Source organism: Pseudomonas fluorescens (assembly GCF_030344995.1).
GTDB classification, from domain to species: domain Bacteria; phylum Pseudomonadota; class Gammaproteobacteria; order Pseudomonadales; family Pseudomonadaceae; genus Aquipseudomonas; species Aquipseudomonas fluorescens_BF.
Window position 1 is genome coordinate 3,580,079 of sequence record NZ_CP128260.1, and the last position, 22,211, is coordinate 3,602,289.

The 22,211-nt window shown below is 60.4% G+C and carries 17 protein-coding genes; 6 read left to right on the forward strand and 11 right to left on the reverse strand.

Annotation, left to right across the window (positions count from 1 at the left end):
* Positions 1 to 3 precede the first annotated feature (3 nt).
* The 5 genes from QR290_RS15895 to QR290_RS15915 form a co-directional block, all read right to left on the reverse strand.
* Positions 4 to 1,131 (reverse strand): acyl-CoA dehydrogenase, encoded by a 1,128-nt coding sequence (locus tag QR290_RS15895; RefSeq protein ID WP_007951274.1) that lies wholly within the window; start codon positions 1,129 to 1,131, stop codon positions 4 to 6.
* 20 nt (positions 1,132 to 1,151) lie between these two features.
* A complete protein-coding gene (locus QR290_RS15900) occupies positions 1,152 to 2,342 on the reverse strand; it encodes an acetyl-CoA C-acyltransferase (protein ID WP_115078032.1) in 1,191 nt (396 codons plus the stop codon).
* Between the two features lie 12 nt (positions 2,343 to 2,354).
* Entirely contained in the window at positions 2,355 to 3,116 is a 762-nt protein-coding gene (locus QR290_RS15905; protein WP_289203044.1) for an SDR family NAD(P)-dependent oxidoreductase, read from the reverse strand.
* A 16-nt stretch (positions 3,117 to 3,132) separates the two neighbouring features.
* Positions 3,133 to 4,797, reverse strand: coding sequence for an AMP-binding protein (locus tag QR290_RS15910; RefSeq protein ID WP_289203045.1), 1,665 nt, complete (start codon positions 4,795 to 4,797; stop codon positions 3,133 to 3,135).
* A 208-nt stretch (positions 4,798 to 5,005) separates the two neighbouring features.
* The gene (locus QR290_RS15915; protein ID WP_289203046.1) at positions 5,006 to 6,022 is read right to left on the reverse strand and encodes an AraC family transcriptional regulator; all 1,017 of its coding nucleotides are present in this window, start codon (positions 6,020 to 6,022) and stop codon (positions 5,006 to 5,008) included.
* Positions 6,023 to 6,201: 179 nt separating this feature from the next.
* Here QR290_RS15915 and efeU point away from each other — a divergent pair, with 179 nt between their 5' ends.
* The 4 genes from efeU to efeO (QR290_RS15935) are packed head-to-tail and all read left to right on the forward strand — an operon-like array spanning position 6,202 to position 10,426.
* Positions 6,202 to 7,041 (forward strand): iron uptake transporter permease EfeU, encoded by an 840-nt coding sequence (efeU, locus tag QR290_RS15920; protein ID WP_115078036.1) that lies wholly within the window; start codon positions 6,202 to 6,204, stop codon positions 7,039 to 7,041.
* A gap of 8 nt (positions 7,042 to 7,049) precedes the next feature.
* On the forward strand, positions 7,050 to 8,249 hold the full coding sequence (efeO, locus tag QR290_RS15925) for an iron uptake system protein EfeO (RefSeq protein ID WP_289203047.1): 1,200 nt from the start codon (positions 7,050 to 7,052) through the stop codon (positions 8,247 to 8,249).
* 17 nt (positions 8,250 to 8,266) lie between these two features.
* The gene (gene efeB, locus QR290_RS15930) at positions 8,267 to 9,565 is read left to right on the forward strand and encodes an iron uptake transporter deferrochelatase/peroxidase subunit (RefSeq protein ID WP_289203048.1); all 1,299 of its coding nucleotides are present in this window, start codon (positions 8,267 to 8,269) and stop codon (positions 9,563 to 9,565) included.
* 36 nt (positions 9,566 to 9,601) lie between these two features.
* Positions 9,602 to 10,426, forward strand: a complete 825-nt coding sequence (efeO, locus tag QR290_RS15935) for an iron uptake system protein EfeO (RefSeq protein WP_085687128.1) — start codon at positions 9,602 to 9,604, stop codon at positions 10,424 to 10,426.
* A gap of 65 nt (positions 10,427 to 10,491) precedes the next feature.
* Here efeO (QR290_RS15935) and QR290_RS15940 read toward each other — a convergent pair whose 3' ends face one another.
* From QR290_RS15940 to pssA, 5 genes are all read right to left on the reverse strand, one after another.
* Positions 10,492 to 10,932 carry an SMI1/KNR4 family protein gene (locus QR290_RS15940; RefSeq protein WP_289203049.1) on the reverse strand — a complete coding sequence of 147 codons (441 nt, stop codon included), beginning with the start codon at positions 10,930 to 10,932 and terminating at the stop codon, positions 10,492 to 10,494.
* Complete coding sequence (locus QR290_RS15945) at positions 10,922 to 11,680, reverse strand: hypothetical protein (RefSeq protein ID WP_289203050.1); 759 nt, start codon at positions 11,678 to 11,680, stop codon at positions 10,922 to 10,924. The genes QR290_RS15940 and QR290_RS15945 overlap by 11 nt, the downstream gene beginning before the upstream one ends.
* 16 nt (positions 11,681 to 11,696) lie before the next feature.
* Positions 11,697 to 12,962, reverse strand: coding sequence for a hypothetical protein (locus QR290_RS15950; RefSeq protein WP_289203051.1), 1,266 nt, complete (start codon positions 12,960 to 12,962; stop codon positions 11,697 to 11,699).
* Positions 12,959 to 18,121 (reverse strand): AAA domain-containing protein, encoded by a 5,163-nt coding sequence (locus tag QR290_RS15955; RefSeq protein WP_289203052.1) that lies wholly within the window; start codon positions 18,119 to 18,121, stop codon positions 12,959 to 12,961. Before QR290_RS15955 ends, QR290_RS15950 begins: the two co-directional genes overlap by 4 nt.
* A 148-nt stretch (positions 18,122 to 18,269) precedes the next feature.
* Positions 18,270 to 19,613 carry a CDP-diacylglycerol--serine O-phosphatidyltransferase gene (pssA, locus tag QR290_RS15960; RefSeq protein ID WP_289203053.1) on the reverse strand — a complete coding sequence of 448 codons (1,344 nt, stop codon included), beginning with the start codon at positions 19,611 to 19,613 and terminating at the stop codon, positions 18,270 to 18,272.
* A 216-nt stretch (positions 19,614 to 19,829) separates the two neighbouring features.
* Between pssA and QR290_RS15965 the strand changes: the two genes are divergently transcribed.
* Positions 19,830 to 20,396 (forward strand): TetR/AcrR family transcriptional regulator, encoded by a 567-nt coding sequence (locus QR290_RS15965; RefSeq protein ID WP_289203054.1) that lies wholly within the window; start codon positions 19,830 to 19,832, stop codon positions 20,394 to 20,396.
* A gap of 53 nt (positions 20,397 to 20,449) precedes the next feature.
* The gene (locus QR290_RS15970) at positions 20,450 to 20,929 is read left to right on the forward strand and encodes a DUF1348 family protein (RefSeq protein ID WP_115078041.1); all 480 of its coding nucleotides are present in this window, start codon (positions 20,450 to 20,452) and stop codon (positions 20,927 to 20,929) included.
* Positions 20,930 to 20,968: 39 nt separating this feature from the next.
* Here the strand turns inward: QR290_RS15970 and sfnG are convergent, their stop codons facing one another.
* On the reverse strand, positions 20,969 to 22,063 hold the full coding sequence (sfnG, locus tag QR290_RS15975) for a dimethylsulfone monooxygenase SfnG (protein WP_289203055.1): 1,095 nt from the start codon (positions 22,061 to 22,063) through the stop codon (positions 20,969 to 20,971).
* Positions 22,064 to 22,211: the final 148 nt, after the last annotated feature.

A 22,211-nucleotide genomic window follows, 5' to 3' on the forward strand; every position in this document is an offset into this window, starting at 1 on the left:
TTCTCAAAGATTGCGCGAAATGACCATGCGCTGAATGTCGCTGGTGCCTTCGTAGATCTGGCAGACCCGCACGTCGCGGTAGATGCGCTCCAGCGGGAAGTCGTTGAGGTAACCGTAACCGCCGAGGGTTTGCAATGCCATCGAACAGACCTTCTCGGCCATTTCCGAGGCGAACAGTTTGGCCATCGACGCTTCGACCAGGGCCGGCTGACCGCTGTCGCGCAGGGCGGCGGCGTAATGCACCATCTGCCGCGCCACGGCGATCTGGGTCGCCATGTCCGCCAGACGGAACGCCACCGCCTGATGCTCGATGATCGGCTTGCCGAAGGTGTCACGTTCACGGGCGTAATCACGGGCCGCTTCGAACGCGGCGCGGGCCATGCCCACCGATTGCGAAGCGATGCCGACACGGCCGCCTTCGAGGTTGGCCAAGGCGATCTTGTAGCCCTCGCCCTCCTCGCCCAATCGGTTGGCCACCGGCACTTTCACGTCTTCGAACAGAATCTGACAGGTGTCCGAGGCGTGCTGGCCGAGTTTGTCCTCGATGCGGGCGACTTTGTAGCCCGGCGAGTCGGTCGGCACGATGAAGGCGCTGATCCCGCGCTTGCCGGCACTCGGGTCGGTGACGGCAAACACGATCACGATCCCGGCGTTCTGCCCGGAGGTGATGAACTGTTTGCAGCCGTTGAGCACGTAGTGATCGCCTTCAAGGCGTGCGCGGGTTTTGAGACTGCTGGCGTCGGAACCGGCCTGCGGTTCGGTCAACGCGAAAGCGCCAAGCATCTCGCCGCTGGCCAGCGGCTTGAGGAAGCGCTCGCGCTGATCGTCGTTGCCGAACTTGAGGATCGGCACGCAACCCACCGAGTTGTGCACGCTCATGATGGTCGAGCAGGCGCCGTCGCCGGCGGCGATTTCTTCCAGGGCCATGGCGTAGGCCAGGTAACCGGTGTCGCAACCGCCCCACTGCTCCGGCACCAGCATGCCGAAGAAGCCCAGCCCGGCCATTTCGCCGATGGCTTCTTTCGGGAATCGGTGCTCGCGATCCCACTCGGCGGCGAACGGTTTCAGCCGTTCCTCGGCAAACTGCCGGGCCATGTCGCGGATTTGTTGTTGGTCGTCATTGGGAATCATGGCAAATCCTTAACTCGGGTTCAGACGCACTCGACAGCCATCGCCGTGGCTTCGCCGCCGCCGATGCAGATCGCCGCGACGCCGCGTTTCAGGCCTTTCTGGCGCAGGGCCGAGAGCAAGGTCACCAGAATCCGCGCGCCTGAGGCACCGATCGGGTGGCCGAGGGCGCAGGCGCCGCCGTGGATGTTGAGCTTGTCGTGAGGAATTTCCAGGTGGGTCATCGCCGCCATGCCGACCACGGCGAAGGCTTCGTTGACCTCGAACAGATCGACCTGATCCAGCGACCAGCCGGTTTTCTTCATCAACTTCTTGATCGCGCCAATCGGTGCCACCGGGAACAGGCCCGGGGTGTCAGCGAAAGCTGCGTGGCCGTGAATCACCGCCAGTGGTTTCAGCCCCTGTTTCTGCGCTTGCGACTGGCGCATCAGCACCAGTGCGGCGGCGCCGTCGGAGATCGAACTGGAGTTGGCCGCGGTCACGGTGCCGCCCTCGCGGAACGCCGGTTTCAGCGAAGCGATCTTGTCCAGTTTGGCTTTTGGTGGTTGCTCGTCGTTGCTGATCACAACCTGTTCCTTGCCGACGGTCACGGTCAGCGGAACGATCTCGGCCTTGAAGCTGCCGTCCTTGATTGCCTGCTGGGCGCGGGTGGTCGAGGCGATGGCGAAAGCATCCTGAGCCTCGCGGCTGAAGTCGTTGGTTTCAGCGCAATCCTCGGCGAAGGTGCCCATCAGGCGGCCCTTGTCGTAGGCGTCTTCGAGGCCGTCGAGGAACATCGAATCCAGCACCCGGCCGTGGCCCATGCGGTAACCGGCACGGGCGCGATCCAGCAGATACGGCGCGTTGGACATGCTTTCCATGCCGCCGGCGATCACTACATCGGCGCTGCCGGCCAGCAACATGTCATGGGCCAGAATCGTGGTTTCCATGCCCGAGCCGCACATCTTGTTGACGGTGGTGCAGCGGGTGGATTTATCCAGCCCGGCGCCCAGCGCAGCCTGACGCGCAGGCGCCTGGCCGAGACCGGCCGGCAGTACGCAGCCGAACAGCACTTCATCGACCGCATCGGTAGCAACACCGGCGCGCTCGACCGCAGCCTTGATAGCAGCGGCACCCAGTTGCGGCGCGGTCAGGCTTTTCAATTCGCCTTGGAAGCCACCCATCGGGGTGCGGACGGCGCTGACGATGACAATCGGATCGTTGGAGATGGTCATGGGAAATCCTCCTTACTTGGCGGCCATGCGCAAGGCACCGTCGAGACGGATAACCTCGCCGTTGAGCATGCTGTTTTCAATGATATGCCGCACCAGCGCAGCATACTCGGCAGGCTTGCCCAGACGCGGCGGGAACGGTACGCCGGCGGCCAGCGAGTCGCGCACTTCCGGGGTCATGCCGGCCATCATCGGCGTTTCGAAAATGCCCGGGGCGATGGTCATCACGCGGATGCCGAAGCGCGCCAGTTCGCGGGCGGCAGGCAGGGTCAGGCTGGCGATCGCGCCTTTGGAGGCGGAATACGCGGCCTGGCCAATCTGACCGTCGAACGCCGCAACCGACGCGGTGTTGATGATCACGCCACGTTCGCCGTCAGCGTTGGCTTCGCTTTCGGCAATCGCCGCCGCTGCGAGGCGCAGCATGTTGAAGCTGCCGATCAGGTTGACGTTGATCACCTGCGCGAAACTGGACAAGGCGTGCGGACCGTTTTTGCCGAGGATCTTCTCGCCGCGAACGATACCGGCGCAGTTCACCAGACCATTCAGGCTGCCGAAAGCTTTTACCGTTGCCTGCACGGCGGCTTCGGCGGCGGCTTCGTTGCTGATATCGGCCAATACGCTCTGCGCGCCGAGGCGTTGGGCCTGGGCGGCAACGGCTTCGGCGTTCATGTCCACCAGCATCACTTTGGCGCCGGCGTTCACCAGCAACTCAGCGGTAGCGGCACCCAGGCCGGACGCGCCGCCGGTGACGATAAAAACCTTGTTCTCGATCTGCATGACTGTTTCCTTGGATTCAAGCTGAAACGTTGTTCGCCGCGGCCTCTTGAGCCTTGGCGATTTCCTGGTTGCGCAAGATAAAGCGCTGCAATTTGCCGCTCGGGGTTTTCGGCAATTCGCTGACAAATTCGATTTCACGAGGATACGAATGCGCGGCCAGACGCTTGCGCACGTGTTGGCGCAGTTCTTCGGCCAGCGCCGGCTCGGCGCGGTATTGCGGGTTGAGCACGACGAAAGCTTTGACCAGTTCGGTGCGCTCCGGATCGGGTTTGCCGACCACGGCGGCTTCGACCACGGCCGGGTGTTCGATCAGTGCGCTTTCCACGTCGAACGGGCCGACCCGGTAGCCGGAAGTGGTGATCACGTCATCGCTGCGGCCGACAAAGCTGATGCTGCCGTCCGGGTTCCACTCGACGGTGTCGCCGCTCAGGTAATAATCGCCGACGAATGCCTTGGTCGGCGCACCTTCGTAACCGGCGAACCAGCACATCGGCGATTGCTTGCGGTCGATGGCGAGGATGCCGGGCTGGCCGACGCCGAGTTCGTTGTACTGATCGTCGAGCACAACGATGCGATGACCCGGCGAAGCGAAACCGGCAGCGCCGAGGTGGATCGGATGTTCGAGGCCGTGGTGGTTGCACAGCACCATGCCCAGTTCGGTCTGGCCGTAGTGGTCGTGAATGACCACGCCGAGGTTGTCGGCGAACCAGCGGATCACTTCCGGATTCAACGGCTCGCCGGCGCTGCTGACGATGCGCAGCTTGCCCTTGATCGACTTGGCGAATTCATCGCCGCCGGCAATCAGCAGGCGATACGCCGTGGGCGAACCGGTGAGGTTGGTGATGCCGTACTTGTTGATCACCCGGCAGGTGCTTTCGAGGGTGAACGGGCCATCGTAGAACGTGATCGGATGGCCCATCGACAACGGGCCGGTCACGCCGAAATAGATGCCGTAGGCCCAGCCCGGATCGGCGACGTTCCAGAACGCATCTTCCGGGCGCAGATCCACGGCATCGCGGGTGTAGCTCTGGAACGCGACGACAGCCTTGAGCGGCACCGACAGCGCCTTCGACGGGCCGGTGGTGCCCGAGGTGAACATCAGCAGGAACGGGTCTTCGCCGGTCAGCATCACCGGTTCGCAGACACTGGAATGGTTGGGCAACTCGGCCCAGAAACTGAAATCGCCCCGGACGATGCCCTGGCCTTTCGGGCCGCCGACGGTGACCAGCGTCGGGCAGTCGGCGACTTCGCTGAGTTTTGGCCGGTTGGCGGCGTCAGTCACCACGACTTTGGCGCCGGAGCTGTTGAGGCGATGTTCGAGGGCTTTCGGGCCAAACGCGGTGAACAGCGGTTGATACACCGCGCCGATGCGCCAGGTGGCGAACACGGTGATCAGCAATTCGATATTGCGCGGCAGCAGGCCGGCGACCTTGTCGCCCTTCTGCACACCCTGGGCGAGCAGGAAATTGGCGAAACGCGCGGCTTTGTCCTGCAGGTCGCTGAAGGTGTACGTCGCACTGGCGCCATCGCGGCCTTCCCAGAACAGCGCGATGCGCCCAGGCAGCGCGTGGCGGTCACAACATTCGACGCAGGCGTTGAGCGCCTCGAGCGTGCCGCTGAGCGCGGCGTCCACGGTGTGCTGATAATCAAACTGTGCGGTGGCAGACAAGTAATCGCGCATTGCCAGAATCCCTCTGTTCTTATTAGGTTGGGGAACCGTAAACAACAGAGGAATACTCGCGCCATGCGGGGTGCGGGGCAATGGTCAAAGCCATCAAGATGGATGACTGGTTTGGCCAAGGTTTGCGTTATGTAGCGCGTGACAGGCCGCCATCGCGACGATTCGACTTGCCCGCGAAGAGGCCGGCGCAGACACCACAATAATTGGATCAGTCTGCTTCGTTCAGAATAAGCGTGCGGTAATGCCCAGGATTGGTCCCCGACCACTTGCGAAACGCCTTGTAGAACGAGCTCGCATCGGCAAACCCCAGCCGCGTGGCGATCTCGGCAAAACTGATCGAAGGCTCCGCCAGCCAGGTGATCGCCAGCTCCTTGCGCACGCTGTCCTTCAGGCCCTGATAGGTCTGCCCTTCTTCAGCCAGACGCCGACGCAGGGTCGAAGCCGACATACACAACTGTTGGGCCAACGCATCGGTTTCCGGCCAGTGTTCGGCGGGCAACTGCCGCAGATCCTGCTTTATCCGGCTCGCAAGGCTTTCCGGGTCGCGGTACTTCACCAGAATGTTGGCCGGGGCATGGGCGAGGAAGCGCTTCAATTCCTCGGCACTGCGCTTGATCGGCAGATCCAGCACGTCAGCGGCGAAGATCATCCGCGTGCGCGGCCGGTCAAAGCGCAGGTTTTCCGAGAACATCACCCGATAGTCATCACAGAAATCCGGTACCGGGCAGCGCAGCTCGATGGCGAGGATCGGAATCCGCCGCCCCGCCAACCAGCACGCCACGCCGTGGACAATCATCCAGTAGGTGAAATAGGTGAAGGCGCGGCGCGGTTCAGGGTCGTCTTCGAGCAGGACAATCTCCGCCAGGCTCTGCTGATGCACCAATTGCGCCGGCATGCGTTCGAGCATCAGCGACAGGAAGTTCAACCCGGCGCTCAACCCTGCGGCCAGGTTCGGCTGGGCCATAGCGCTGCGGCAAAGAAACTCCAGGCTGCCGGATTTCAGCTTGCGCGGGTCCATGCCAAAGAACTCGTCATCACCGCGCCGGGCCAGCAGGCGCCACAACCGCGCGTACTGGCTGGCCGGCACGCGAGCGTCATCGGTGGACAGCAACGCCGGATCAATCCCGACCTTGCTCAAGACTTCTTCCGTGGCCACGCCCGGGGCACAACTTTGCAGCAGTGCTTCACGCACCAGTTGAATGGCGATGGTGTCTTTTTCCGACATGGAACGCAGGCAATCCTGTTGTTGTTCGAGTGGCGGGCATCTTAGCGCAGCTGGCTGGGCGACGTGGATGTTCAGACTCGTTCAGCTCCGGTTCAGGTAAATGTCAATGGATGCCATGTGAGAATGACTTTCATTATGTTACAACTTGTAACCTCATTCCGTTACACAGTGATCGTCGAATGCTCGTTCCCTTTTTGATCATGTTGCGCGAAGGCATCGAAGCCGCGCTGATCGTTGGCATCATCGCCAGCTACCTGCAACAGACCGGCCGTGGCCAGTGGATGCCGGCGGTGTGGATCGGGGTGTTTCTCGCCGCCGCGCTGGCGTTGCTGGTCGGCGGTGGCCTGGAACTGGTCAGCGCCGAATTCCCGCAAAAACAGCAGGAACTGTTCGAAGGCGTGGTCGGGCTGGTGGCGGTGGGCATTCTCAGCTCGATGGTGTTCTGGATGCGCAAGGTGGCGCGTTCGATCAAACATTCGCTGCAAGCCTCGCTCGATCATGCGCTGACTGCGTCGAAACATCAGGTCATCGCGCTGATCGCCATGGTGTTCTTCGCCGTGGCTCGGGAAGGACTGGAAACCGTGTTCTTCCTGCTCGCCGTGTTCCAGCAGAGCGAAGGCCCGGCCGCACCGATCGGCGCCCTGCTCGGCCTGATCCTGGCCATCGTCGTCGGCTTCCTGATCTACAGCGGCAGCATGCGCCTGAATCTCTCGGCGTTCTTCCGCTGGACCGGGCTGTTCATCCTCGTGGTCGCCGCCGGGATTCTCTCCAATTCGGTGCAGGCGCTGCATGAAGCCGGCGTCTGGAATCACCTGCAAACCGTGCTTTTCGACTTCAGCGCGACGCTGCCGATGGACGGCCCGCTGGGCTCGGTGCTGGCCGGCATGTTCGGTTATCAGGATGCCCCGACCGTCAGCACCCTCGGCGCGTACCTGATTTATCTGCTGGTGGCGCTGGTGATGTTTTTCATGCCGGCGCCCAAACCTGCTGCCCAATCGTCTTCCGTTTCCAGCCAATAAGGGCCTTCATGTCAAAGCCTGATATTCCTCAGAACTCCCCTCCCCGCGCCTTGCGCTGGGCGGTGGCCGGTTCGGTGGTCGTGATGATCGCCGCCGGTGGTCTGTTCTACTACGCCTCGAAAATGGCCGCCGCCAAACGTCAGCACAACCGTGACGAAGTGGTGGTGAACATCCATCCGCACAGTTGCGAACCGAATGCCCTTACCGTTCCGGCCGGCCGCGCCAGTTTCCGCATCGTCAACCGCTCCGACCGGGCGGTGGAATGGGAAATCCTCGATGGCGTGCTGGTGATCGAAGAGCGCGAGAATATCGCGCCGGGCCTGAGCCAGGTGATCAACGCCAACCTGCAACCCGGCGACTACGCCATCACCTGCGGCCTGCTGAGCAACCCGCGCGGCACCCTGCACGTGACACCAACCGCCGCTTCGGATGCTGCCGCCAAGGCCAAGCCGTCGATGGTCGCCTTTGTCGGGCCGCTGTCGGAGTTCCGCGTCTACCTGGCGAGCCAGGGCAGCGCGCTGATCAAAGCCGTGACGGCGCTGAATCAAGCCATCGACAGCGGCGATCTGGCCCAGGCTCAGGCGTTGTATTTGCCGGCCCGCGCCGCGTACCAGCGTCTGGCTCCGGCCGCTCAACGCTTGGCCGAGATGGACAACAGCATCAATGCCCGCGCCGATTACTTCGAGAAACGCGAGCAGGATCCGGCCTTCGTCGGCTTCCACCGCCTCGAATACGCGCTGTTCCAGCAACGCAAACTCGATGGCCTGGCACCCGTCGCCCAAGGCTTGCTCGACAACGTCACCACGTTGAAACAACAGCTGCTGGCCCAGTCGCTGCCGCCGGAGCAACTGGTGGAAATCGTCGTGCGCAACCTCAACACCCTCGCCGACGTGCGCGCCGCCAGCGGCGAAGAGGAACGCTACAGCCACAGCGATCTCAACGGCTTCGCGGCCAATCAGGAAACCGCGCACAAAGTCGTCGAACTGCTGCGCCCGCTGCTGAGCAAATCCGCCGCCGACCTGCTGCCGAAAATCGACGGCGCGTTGACTGATTTCGATACCACGCTGAACAGCCTCAAGGTCAAGGACGGCTACGCCAGCTACGACACCGTCAACGGTGAGCAACGCAAGCAGATCGCCGACAAGGCCAAGGCCCTGGCCGATGCCCTCGACGCCATTGATCCCGCCCTCGGCCTCTCCGGCCTGTAAGCAGAAGACGAATACCGATGAACGATTCCGAACACTTCAACCTGCAACGTCGCCGCGTACTGATGGGGATGGGCGCCGCCGGTGTTGCACTGGCCGGCACGGCCCTGAGCTGCCCGGCGATGGCCGCCTCCCCTGCGCAAGTCACCGAGGCGCCGAGCAGCGACAAGACCCAGGATCACCACGACTTTTACGGCGTGCATCAGAGCGGCATCGTCACCCCGCGCCCGGCAGCCGGCATGCTGGTCTCGTTCGATGTGCTGGCCGGCGACCGTGAAGACCTGGAGCGCCTGTTCCGCACCCTCAACGAACGCATCGCGTTCCTGATGAAAGGCGGCCCGGTGGCGCAGATCGATCCGAAATTGCCGCCGCCGGATTCCGGCATCCTCGGCCCGGTGGTGACGCCGGACAACCTGACCATCACCGTGTCGGTGGGCGAATCACTGTTCGACGAGCGCTTCGGTCTGGCCGCTGCCAAACCCAAGCGCCTGATCCGCATGGTCGGTTTCCCCAACGACGCGCTGGAAGCCGATTGCTGCCACGGCGACCTGAGCCTGCAGTTCTGCTCCAACACCGCCGACACCAACATCCACGCCCTGCGCGACATCGTGAAGAACCTGCCGGACCTGCTGCTGGTGCGCTGGAAGCAGGAAGGCAGCGTGCCGCCGCAAGCCCCGGCCAAACCGGGTGTACCGGCGCAATCGGCGCGTAACTTTCTGGGCTTCCGCGACGGTTCGGCCAACCCGGACTCCAACGACGGCAAAGCCATGGATCGCATCGTCTGGGTGCAACCGGGCAGCGACGAACCGGCCTGGGCGGCCCACGGCAGTTATCAGGCGGTGCGGATCATCCGCAACTTCGTCGAACGCTGGGACCGCACGCCGTTGCAGGAACAGGAAAGCATCATCGGCCGGGTGAAAACCACCGGCGCGCCGATGGGCGCCAGCCATGAAACCGAAGTCCCGGATTACAGCAAGGACCCGGAAGGCAAGCTGACCAAGCTCGACGCGCACATCCGCCTGGCCAACCCGCGCACCACAGCGAGCCAGGCCAACCTGATCCTGCGCCGGCCCTTCAACTATTCCAACGGCGTGAACAAGAACGGCCAGCTCGACATGGGCCTGCTGTTCATCTGTTACCAGGCCGACCTGGAAAAAGGCTTCATCACCGTGCAGACCCGCCTCAACGGCGAGCCGCTGGAGGAATACCTCAAGCCGGTCGGCGGCGGTTACTTCTTCACCCTGCCGGGTGTCACGGGCGACAAGGATTTCATCGGTCGCTCGCTGCTGGCTGCCACACAACCCAAAACCAACGCATAACAACCTCAGAACAACAGTCACATCAGGAGCCGCCCCATGAAAAAGACGCCACTCGCGTTATTGCTGACCCTTGGTTTGCTCAACACCCCGCTGTCGGCGTTCGCCGCGACTGCGCCACTGGATCTGGTGGGGCCGGTGTCGGACTACAAGATCTACGTCACCGAACAACTGGATGAGCTGGCCAGCCACACCCAGCAGTTCACCGACGCGGTGAAAAAAGGCGACCTGGCCACCGCGCAAAAGCTCTACGCGCCGACCCGCGTTTACTACGAGTCGATCGAGCCGATCGCCGAACTGTTCAGTGACCTTGATGCCTCCATCGACTCCCGCGTCGACGACCACGAGCAAGGCGTGAAAGCCGAAGACTTCACCGGTTTCCACCGCATCGAATACTCGCTGTTCTCGGAAAAGAGCACCAAGGATCTCGACGCCCTGGCCGATGGCCTGAACAAGGACGTGAAGGACCTGCAGACCCGCGTCGCCGGTCTGACCTTCCCGCCGGAAAAAGTCGTCGGCGGCGCCGCTGCGCTGCTCGAAGAAGTCGCCGCGACCAAAATCTCCGGTGAGGAAGACCGTTACAGCCACACCGACCTCTATGACTTCCAGGGCAACATCGACGGCGCGAAGAAAATCGTCGACCTGTTCCGTCCGCAGATCGAGAAACAGGACAAGGCCTTCGTCGCCAAAGTCGACAAGAACTTCGCCACCGTGGACAAGATCCTGGCCAAGTACAAGACCAAGGACGGTGGTTTCGAGACTTACGACAAGGTGAAGGACAACGACCGCAAGGCGCTGGTCGGGCCGGTCAATACCCTGGCTGAAGACCTGTCGACGTTGCGTGGCAAGCTCGGTCTGAACTGAGATACCCCTGCAGCTGGTCCGCATTTCCCCGGCAAGTCCACATCACGATGTTGGCTTGCTGGTGTTTATGCATTGTTCGCTCGCTCGAGCATGAACTCGAACATTTCCAACGAGTCCCTGAAGCGTTTCCATATCGGCTTGCCAACAAACTCAATGGCGCACCAGGTCTGACTGGCCAGCTCAAGGACATAGAGTTCTTCATCAAGTTGCCCGAAATAGATGAAGTCTGCGCTGAAGGTTTCGCGCAAATCATTGTTCGCTTCCAGCAAGGTTTCCTGAAACAGAGGCTCTGTTGCGGCAGGCCAAATGATCAGACCGTTATGCAAAACGCCGTTCGCCCTTCGTAGAACCCGCTTGTAAGCTTCGGGAAACGCCATGCCGAAAGCCTGTTTGAAAGCGGCCTCTGCCCCCTCGATAGTTTTCTCGGAACAGGGTTGAGGAATGGCCGGCACTTCGCTCGGCAGCAGATCGGCCGTCATATGATCGACCCACGATTCAATGGTCATCGTAAATACTCAGCAGATCGACATTCGCCACGCGTTCCGAGTCGTAGTTCATGGCCGGGTTGGGGTAGACAATCGAATCCATCGGCGGCGTCGGCAACGCAACCATTACCCATTCGCCTGGTTTGAGCCGGTCAATGCTCAGTTCCGCAGGATTGTAATGGCCATGCACCGCACGATGCTCCACATCATCGCGAATCAGGATGAAGTTATCCGTGTTGTTATCGCCGCTATCATCGAGTGGCTTGCGATGGTGCACCTGATAGGTCTTGCCCGCGACGACAGGGTTGAGGCCGTCGCGCGCCATCTTGTCGATCACCGCCTGGGGAAACCCGGCATTACGCAAGACCTGGGCATGGCTGACCGCAATGTCCTTGAGCCACTGGCGCTTGACCTTGGGATACTGCTTGTCACGCTCATAGTCGTATTGATTGCGGTCGAGCTTTTTTTCGAACCTGAAATTCTCGAAAGTAAAGCCGGTCAGCAGACGCACACCGGAATGGTGGTAGACCAGAGTGGCATCAGGCTCGCCGGCCTGTCTTCGCTTCTCTTGCCAGTCCAACAGTTTTTGATTGAACATTTCCAGCGTCTGATCGTCATGTCTGCGTGTCTTGAACAACACTTGCAGAAAACGCTTGAGGTTGACTCGCAGCTTGTTATCGCGCATCAGCTTCATGACTTCGTCATAGCCTTGAGCGATGACCGCTTTCAGTTCAGCCGCCGTGCGCGGATAAGTAATCAGGCTTGTCATTGGATTCTCGGCGGCCTCAGATGAACGATTCGGCGGTTTCAGCCTTGCTTGGCAGGCTCATGCGTATTTCGACCGGCAATGTCTGGACATGCTGGAGGGCTTCACCGAGATCTTCATCATTGAGCAGTGACTCTTCCGGCCCAAGGTCTACCCAGTAACGCCAGGCAATGTCACGACCAACCAGTGCCAGCCATTGCGCTTTGGAGCGAGTATCACTCAATGTGAGAATGGCAACCCTGCAGGCAGCGCGCTCGCGAGCGCTGAAACGCTTCCAGCGCTGGGGATCGGCATGGAAGAACAAACCATCGATTTCTTCACGCAACACCACGGCCTCCGCCGGACGGCGAGTCAACAGTTGCGGTGCAAGCCCGGCGGGCAGGCTTGTCCCCTCCCAGCTATTGGCGCTCGGCAGACGCGATTCGGCCCGAGCCAACGCCTGGTTCAGGCTTTCGCCTTCAATGACCAACCCATCGAGCCATTGAGCCAGTCCCGTGCTTTGCCCCAGCGCTCGCTGGCTGAACTCATCGAGTACACGACCGGCTTGCGTCTGATCCTGCTCCACGGACTTGAGTGCAGCATCCAGTGACTGGCTATAGGACGCGCCCAAAGCGTCGATCTGCGGGTGAAGCGCGATATCGTCGAGTATGTCCCGCCCCAGCAAACCGACCTCCAGACAGCCATCCTTGAGTTCGATCAACTGATTATCGAGTGCGCGATGAAATGTACTGGCGAATGTCGAAGGTCGCCCTACGGATTGGTCGGCCATTTGCTCCAGCAATTGATCCACACTCAGGCCCGGCGTCAGATTGACCTTGCTCGCCCGCCATTCTTTGACCTCGGGCAACAACGATCTCAAACCCAGACAGGCCTGACCATCGTGCACCCTCGTACCATTCTGCCCTCTCTGGCCCGCAGGCAATGCCCGAAGACTCTCATCCAGATTGTCCGGGAAGGGGTAAACGAAAGGGCTGAGCGGGTTTTTCCCGAGCGCGCCTTCATCGGGCAACAACGTTCGCCAGCCGGGGTCGACGCAGTCTTCCTGAATCGATTGCAACACCAGTCCCGAAGCACTTTCTGGCAGCGTTGCAGCAGGATGAAGACGGATTTCAAGCAATTGCTCGCGCAGGGCCGGCCCATCCATCGCAGTGGCGACTGCGCTTTTCCATAGCAATTGGTAGACGTATAGCAAGTCGCCTTTGAGCATTGAAGCTGCACGGTCTGGCGTCAGTTCGTAGTCAAGGGGCTCCAGCATCGGATGAGCCGATAAAGCGTGCGAAGTCATTGAATGCTCTCCGATTCGTGCAGCGTCGATCCCGTTGTATCCGGCAGCTTTTGGGAAATTTCGGATTGCCCTTCATAAAGCGCTTGCAGCGCCTCCATGACGCGCTCCGGCCAAAGTCGCCTTGCACGCCAACCCAATGCCAGCATTCGGGCTGTGTTGAGCGCCGGGTAGGTATCGAGCTGTTGCAAAGGTCCGGTTGATAGCTGCATCGAGATGTCACCGGAGTGCCCCCGCAGTGTTTTCTCGATGGCCTTCAATGCTTTGTCGGCGGATGCCGGATCCTCGGTTTCCCAGATCACGGCAGGCTGCTTCGAAACAGGGCAGGCAAAGGTTTTCAGTACTTGATCACCTTTCAGGGGAATTTCCACCTGCACCATATACCGAGCCGGTTCCTTCGCGGCCTGCTGGACAAGGTCCAATAGACCCAACTGCACTCGACCAATGCCCTTGGCGGGCACGTTCGGCCTGCTGCGACCGATCCTGGCCGGGTATTGTGTGCTCAGCAGGTGGTCGAGCAGATTTCTTGCCAGCGCGCTTTTGACCAGCCCCGCATCGAGCCCCTGTGCAGGCTGGTCAAAGGCATCACGCAGGGTCGCCGGCTCGAGATTGTTGAAGCGCACCCGCTTGATGTGCGGGCCACTGCCGCCGGCGCCCAGGTCTGCACGGGCCAGGCGCTCCTGAAGCACCCTGAGGCAATGCCAGGCAATCAATTCGCCTTCCGCATCCGCATCCGTTGCCAGGTAAACCGTGTCCAGATCAGACCACAACCTTGCAACACGGTCGAACACCCTCAGCCCCGCGTCGTTCAAAGGTCCCCACACAGGCTTCGAAGCTTGCCTGGCGTCCCACTTCTCCGGGGCCTGAAGCTGCGAAATATGGCCTCCGGTGGCTTGAATCTCCCATTCGATACTGTCGCCCAGAGCGGCATGTACAACACTGCGTTTGTGCGGCGACTCGACCAGCACCAGATGACGCTGGTTCAGTCGCGAGCCACCAGTGGCTAGCGCATGCCATAAATAATCGCTGGGTTTGCTCAAGGTCTCGGCGCTAAGACTGCGGCCATAATCCAGAGCGTTCTGGGACAACGCTACGATGAACATTTCCTTCGCACGGGAAACCGCCACATTGATCAGGTTTGCGCCCTTGTCATAAAAGTGCTGCGCATCCGGGTCATGTGTATCGACCATGGCAAAGATCACGATGTGTTTTTCCGCGCCTTGCAACGAATGTACGGTGTCGATCACCATCCGGTTGTGCAGCGCGTCTTTGTTATCCATGTCGTGCTGGACGCCATAACGCTCGGCCAGTGCCCTCTGAAGCACCGGGATCTGCCCCTTGAACGGCGTCATGATGGCCACCAGATCGCTCAGCGGCTTGCCGTAATGCCGAACAAGGCTCGCCTCGTTTTCATGAACCCACTGCGCGATGCACTGCGCCTCTTTTTCATTGCGCCGCGATCCGCTTGGGTGCTTCGTCTCCTTCACTTCCTCAGTCACCAGAAAGCCGAGCCTTTGCAGTTCAGGGCGCCACAGCGTCGCCGGAGCGCGCGTCGCCACCGCAAGGTCACCCGCGTAGACCATGTCATTGCAGATCGTGATGATGGGTTCAAGGCATCGATAATGGTTGGTCAGCGTCAATCCCGGCGCATGGACGAAGGCCGGGTTGAACCACTGTGAGACTTTCTGCGCCATGCGCATCACGCTGCCGCTGGCAAGCAAAGCTCCACTGGGCTCCAGCGCCCGGTAGGGTGTCAGTTCCGCGCCAGTGACATGGGAGGCCAGTTCGAAACGCTGCACCAGACTGGTATAGCTGGCCTTCTCCATCGCCCATACGGGCTCCAGTTGCGCAACATCCCCCACCACGATGGCCTTGCGGGCGAACATGAAGGCACTGGCACCGATGTCCGGCGTGCCCTGTCCCGCTTCGTCAACGATCAACAGATCCGCCATCCCGAACAGGTACAGCTGCGAATCGACATTCAGGTCCTTCACGTCACAGCGCATCAGTTTCGGTGCGGAATACGCTGTCACGACAAACACCGGGGCAAGCATCGCCAGTTCACGCAGTTGCGCTGCATTGGACGCAACCCATGTTTCGTCCTTTTTCAGGTTGGCTGTGCGCAGATGCCGCGACAGAATGTAGCGGCCTTCCCAATACCGCGCGGCTCCATGGAACAACGCAGTGCGCACATTCACATCCAGCCAGTCCTGGAGCTGCTTGAGCAGTGCCGCCAGATTTTTAAAGAAATCCGCCGAAGGTGCCTGACCGGCATGGCAGCATTTCTGGAGCATCTCCAGACGGTCTGTCAGCAACGCTGGATGCGACGGATCCAGCCCAAGGCGCTGCAACGACTGTTCGACCGACACCCGCGACAGAGCCAGTTGCTCCTGAGCGGATTCATAGGTGCGCCAATGCTGATCCAGCTCAAGCAATTGCGCCTCTTCTTCAGCGTGACGCTGCTCGAGCTTGTCCAGGCGGATCATGCACGCTGTCCGGGCCAGCGTTAAACGGGAACGATGAGCCTCCACCAGAGCCGGCCATTGACGGCGTCCGTCCGGGTCCATTGTCAGATGGACGCCGCAACGGCTCATGTACATCGCCAGCCCTTGCGCCGCCTGATCCTGCAAGCGGTTTTGCAAGACCTCAATACGATCGGCCAGCAAACCGGCGTATTCCTCGTAGCCTTGCCTGTGCGCAGGCACGACAACTCCGCAAGCCCTCAACGCTTCGGCCAGTTTCGCCAGATCGCGCTCCTGAGCTCCCGGGGTAAAAACCGCCGCCAGTTTTTCCCCGATCCACTGGAGGACGCTGTATTCATGCTGTTTCTTGATCGTCGCGCCGACCTTGCCTGCCAGTGCCAGCGTCTGCCGGGTGTGGGCAAACGCTCCCTGTGCGTTCAAGACATCGTCGTCTGGCAATTGATCCAGCAAGCCTGCGTAGCCATCGCTCAGCCGATCAAAGTCGATGAACGGCGCCAGCCTCGCGAGCCGGGTGTTGATGCTTTCGATTTCTGACTGCAGACGGCTGCGCAAACCGTGATCGGCAGTGCGATCCCTCTTCTGTTGCTGTAATTGTCGACGCGCGAGTTCCTGGCCCGGAGTCCAGGGGGCAACCTGCTCGAGGTCGGCCAGCAGGGCCAGCCATTTAGACAAGGACCGATACAGATCGACAATGGCGGCATGACCGGTCTGAACCTGCCCGCGAAGCTTGCCGACCGCCTCCTCCAGGCTAAACGACTGCCCGAAATATTCGCGCGCGCACCTCAGGAAACCCGATTCAAGCTTCTGTGCACTGACACTCCCGAAAGGTTTGACGCAACCGTCATATGTCCAGGGGTCGCGATGGGAACTGCGCAACACCCACTGGTAGTTCCCGTAATCACGCCGTCTTTCCTGGTTGTCACTGGGCGGGGCAAACCAGCCATAGGAGTTCAGATGGGGTAACCAGCGACTGTCGAGTCCGGTCACGGCGTCTTCCAGCAGGTTACCGGCGCTGTCGAACAGTGCCGGTCCCGGCGCTTCCTGAAAGCTGGAAATGACGTTGGTCACCGCCTGATTGGTCGCCGCGCAGGCAAGGATCATGGGGCAGGCCGGATCGTCGACCTCCGATAACAGTGGCTCGACCCAGGCGCTGGCAATCACACCTCGCAACAGGCTGGTCTTCCCCGTTCCCGGGGGACCATTGACCGCCAGCAACTGACCGTCATCGGTGTGCCTCAACGCAATCAACGCGTCGCGCTGTGCGGGATCCAGGGCGTAAGCCTCTCGCTTGCCGTTCTTGAGCGAGTCCATATGGCCGAAATAGGCCAGCAGATGATCAGCGCCATACTGCTCATGGAAAGGATCGTAAGTCCGCTCATTGCCGGGTTTGTCGATCTGTGACAGTCGCTTGAACAAATTGAGCTCGCTGCGGCCCATCAGCGATTCGTCGGCCAGCAGTTGCTCATAGGCATTACAGACATGCTGGGTTGCACCTTTGACGGCACCGCCATTCACCAGCGTGAAAACCGGCTTGTAGTATTTCAATGCCGGAAAGTTGGCCTGAGTCAGGCGAAAACGCTCAATCCAGCCACTCAAGCCTTGTGCCCTTGAAAGCCTGGAAAACGCCTCATCCCACAACTTCAGCGCTTCTTTCAGCGACTGCTCGGGGGCGACCTCGTCAGTGCCTGTGCTTTTGATCGACATCTGCCCGAGCGCCCACTGGTCGTAGGCTTCAACGTCATCGAACAACAGACCCGGCAGGCGGGCTGTTTCCCCCAGAAGGTCGCGATTGAACAGCGGGACACGCTCTTTTGAAAGTGCCCATCCACAACAGCCGGATTCGGAGCCAGCGAGCGCAATGGCTTGTAACGGCAAAACACTCAACACTGTGGAACTCAGCTTGCCCGCAACGTTTTTTTCGAGTTTGAGCACCAGATGGCGCACCGGGGCCGATGGCGCATCGAACGACAAGCCCTCGCAAGGTTCCGTCAGCAATCGCGTTGCGATCATCTCCAGACTGAATGGGCGTCGGGGCTTGTCACCCAGCAGGTTTTCCAACTTGCCCATCGCATCGAAAGCCGTGCTTTTGAGCCCTTCAAGCCAATAGCCAACCAGCTTGTGGTTGATGGACGCAAGCTTCGAGGCATCAAGCCGGGTAAAGCCACTTTTACCGGCCTTTTTATACGTTTCAACGACTTCTTGCTTTTCTTCCCAGCTGGCTGCGGCAGCCACACTCTGGCGCAATTGCGGGGTAATGCACTCAAGACCCCTGATCAGGTATTCCAGCTTCCGCCTTGCGTTAAGCTCAGCCTTGGCGGCCTGCTCCTGCTTCTGCGCGGCACAATGTTGCTTGAACTGATCCCCAAACTTCCCGATGAATGCGTTGCAGCCAGCCAGATCACTCAAGGCAACCGCCAGGACCTCGGGCGTTACCAGTTCGGGCAGGGCCTTGGCGATTTTATTGATGTAGGCGCGCTGAGCGTCAGACGGAGTGGCGCTCACGCCTTCCTCAGAAAGTTTTGCGGCGCTTGCAGCTGTATCTTTATGCCGCGAGATGAATGCACTGCACTTTTTCTTATCGCTGCGCACGTCGGCGGGGACAGGGATGCCGGCCTTTTTGGCCAGATCCTCTGCGAACTTGATCTGTCCGGGGGATGGCTGAACGGTATCGTTTTGCATAATCGTCCGTGATTCGAGGTGCTTGCCTTGTACGTCGACGGTACATGCCAGCGAAGAAAAATAGTGGCGCTTTAATGGCACGCATTAAAACGTAAAAGCCGTTGAATAGAAACTCCACGCCTTATCCTTGAGGCGTGGATGTCTCCTTTCAGAGGATGCGATAGAGCAACCGCTCGACCCGCACCCGGCTCACACGCTTGAGGAACTTGGCCACGCCCGCCGGGTAATCCGGCAAGGCTTCCAGATCCTGGAAACGCGCAATCCGCGTGGTGTGAACGAAAATGTTCTCCAGCTCCACGCGGCGCGGTTCCAGCCACTCGCCTTTCGGATCATCGATCAGCAAGGCGTTTTCCAGATCAAGGCGGAACGCCCGCGGGTTGAGGTTGTTGCCGGTCAGCAGCGTGTAGCGCTGGTCGATCCACATGCCCTTGAGGTGATAGCTGTTGTCGCCCTCACGCCACAGGTGCAGGTTCAACTGGCCGCTGTCGATGTTGCGCTGATGCCGCTTGGCGAAACGGCGCAGGCTGATCTCGTAGAGATACGGCAGCGCGGCGATCACCTTGAACGGCTCGCTCGGCGGAATGTAGAAGTCGTTGGCGGTCTTGTCGCCGACCACGATGTCGATCTTCACGCCGCGCGCCAGCGCCCGGTTGATCTCGCGGATGCCCCCCAGCGGCAGGTTGAAGTACGGCGTGCAGATGGTCAGTTGCTTCTGGGCGCTGGCGATCAGCTCCAGAATCACCCGGTTCAACGGGTTGTTCTTGCCCACACCCAGCAACGGACTCACCGACAGGCCGGTATGCGCCGTGCTGCCGGCGCTGGTGTCGTAGGCCGCATATTTAAGGCGGCTGCGCAGGTCGCCAATGTCGTTGCGCAGGCTGCGGGTGGTCGGCAGGTTCGGCAGATCGAGGCGATGCACCGCTTTCGATTCGATCAGGCCATGCTGGACCAGGTGGTGCATCGAGTCCGCCAGTTCGCGGCTCTGCAACACGTGATAACGGTCGAAGCGATACTTGTCGAACTTGTGCAGGTAGACATTGTTCAGGCTCGCACCGCTGTAGACCACGCAATCGTCGATCACGAAGCCTTTGAGGTGCAGCACGCCGAACAGCTCGCGGGTCTGCACCGGCACGCCGTAGACCGGCACCACGCTCTGGTGGGTGCGGGTCATTTCCTGATACCACGCCGAGTTGCCCGGCTGTTTGCCGGCGCCGATCAAGCCGCGCTGGGCCCGCAGCCAGTCGACGACCACCGCGATTTCAAGCTCGGGACGCTTGAGTTTGGCGGCGTGCAAGGCATCGAGGATTTCCTGGCCGGCTTCATCGTTTTGCAGATAAAGCGCGACGAGGTAGATGCGCTGGGTCGCCTGGGCGATTTTCTCCAGCAGGCAACGGCGGAAATCGGCGGCGCCGGGCAGGATCGTCACGGCCTCGGCGGTCAGCGGAAAGCTGCGCAGTTTGGGCAGCAGAGAGCGTTTGAAAAGCAACGGCATAGGGCTCGCAATGGGTCGAATCCGAAGAACCCGAGAGCTTACACCATCAACTCCTTCGGGTCTTGTGAGTGTCTGTAATGACTTCATCACCAGCCGCCAGGTTCCCTCGGCTGAAATGCATTCCTCTGTGGGAGCCAGCCTGCTGGCGATCGCTATTTTCCAGATGAAAGAAATATCCGCTTGACCAAGGAGAACGATCGTTCTACTGTTTGCCACATGAACGAAATCACAAGCAACGACACGACCCGAGACATCATTCTGGATGTCACCGAAAAGTTGATCTACAAAAGTGGCATCGCTGCCACCGGCATGGATCTTCTGGTGAAAACCGCCGGCGTTTCCAGAAAGAGTATCTACCGCTACTTCACCAACAAGGAAGAGCTGACCGTCGCCGCCCTGCAACGCCGCGACGTGCGCTGGATGCACTGGTACAGAAGCGCTGTCGATCAGGCCGAAACCCCGGCCGATCGCCTGCTCAACCTGTTTACCGTGCTCAAGGGCTGGTTCGCCTCGGAAGGCTTCCGGGGCTGCGCCTTCATCAACACCAGCGGCGAGACCGGCGATCCCGAGGACCCGATCCGCCTGGTCGCCAAAGACCACAAACAAAAGCTGCTCGACTACCTGTGCGAGCTGTGTACCGAACATGGTGCCGAGGACCCGCAACTGCTGGCCAGACAGTTGCTGATCCTGATTGACGGCGCCATTACCGTAGCGCTTGTGATGGGTGATCACAGTGCCGCCGATAATGCGCAATGCATGGCGCGAAAGTTATTGGACCTGTAACGCCTTAATAAGCCTGACAAGTTGTTTAACTGTTAATAGATCGGGAGACAAACATGTCTACTGCAGCCGAAGTTCGTCCGCCATTGCCACCGTTCAACCGTGAATCGGCCATTGAAAAAGTTCGTCTGGCCGAGGATGGCTGGAACTCCCGCGACCCGCAGCGCGTGTCGCTGGCCTATACCCTGGACACCAAATGGCGCAACCGCGCCGAATTCGCCAACAACCGCGAAGAGGCCAAGGCCTTCCTGACCCGCAAATGGGCCAAGGAACTGGATTACCGCCTGATCAAGGAACTCTGGGCCTACTCCGACACCCGCATCGCCGTGCGCTACGCCTACGAATGGCACGACGACTCCGGCAACTGGTTCCGCTCCTACGGCAACGAGAACTGGGAGTTCGATGACAACGGCCTGATGTTCCAGCGTTACGCCTGCATCAACGACATGCCGATCAAGGAAAGCGAACGCAAGTTCCACTGGCCGCTGGGCCGCCGCCCGGATGATCATCCGGGGTTGTCTGAACTGGGTCTGTAATTGAGCCGATCCCTCCTGCACAGTGTGCAGGAGGGATTTTCAGGCGACTTCGGCAGTTCGGGCTGATTGAGCTTTGGCTTCCAGTTCCCGCACCAGCGGCAACACCCGCTGACCGAAATACTCCACCTCTTCCTGAAAATGCAGGAACCCCGCCAATACCAGGTCCACACCCACCGCTTTCAACGCCACGATGCGCTCGGCAATCTGCTGCGGCGTGCCGATCAGATTGGTCTTGAAGCCATCGTTGTACTGCACCAGATCTTCAAAGGTCGATTTCGCCCAGTTGCCCTCGCCCTCCGGCGACGCCCTGCCCGCCTGTTTCGCCGCATCACCGAAGGCATTCACCGCTTCCGGGTCAGCCTGATCGATGATCTGCGCCAGCACCGCTTTGGCTTCTTCCTCGGTATCTCGGGCGATCACAAAAGCATTCACCCCGATTTTTACTGAATGATGGTTCGCTGCCGCTTTGGCGCGAATGTCGTCGACCTGTGCCTTGATGCCCTCAACGCTGTTGCCGTTGGTGAAATACCAATCCGACACCCGTGCCGCCATGTCACGCGCGGCACGGGAGCTGCCGCCCTGAAAGATTTCCGGCCGGCCCAGCGGTTTCGGCTTGAGGCTGTAGTTGTCGAAGCGATAGAAATCGCCACGGAAGGTGAAATTGTCCTGACTCCAGATCCCCCGCAATGAACGGATGAATTCTTCCGAACGACGATAGCGCTCGTCGTGCTCCAGCCAATGCTCGCCAATCGCCTGGAACTCGCCTTTGAACCAGCCGCTGACGATGTTCACCGCAATCCGACCGTTGGTGAGTTGATCGATGGTCGCCAACTGTTTCGCCGCCAGCGCCGGTTGCCACGGGCCGGGCAAGATGGCGGCGATGACTTTGAGTTTACTGGTGGCAGCGAGCAGCGCATGGCTGAAGGCAACCGACTCATGCTGGAACTCGGCGCCGTAACCGGCGGTGAAGCGGATTTGCGTCAGGGCGTATTCAAAACCCGCCGCTTCGGCCAGTTGCGCCAGTTTGCGGTTGTAGTCGATGCCCCAGTCGGTCCGTTGCTCGATCTTGCTGACCACCAGCCCACCGCTGACGTTCGGCACCCAGTAGGCAAATTTCACGGCTTGCTGACTCATTGGCGTGTCCTCGGGACAGTTGATGAAGGTGAGAGAGCCAGAGCAGCAAGCGTGCCAGCGACGGGATGCCCGGTTTTATTGGGGCCTCAGGCAATCGACATGCATGGTGGGAGGGTGATTTGTTGGGTGTGTGCTGGATGGGCAACAG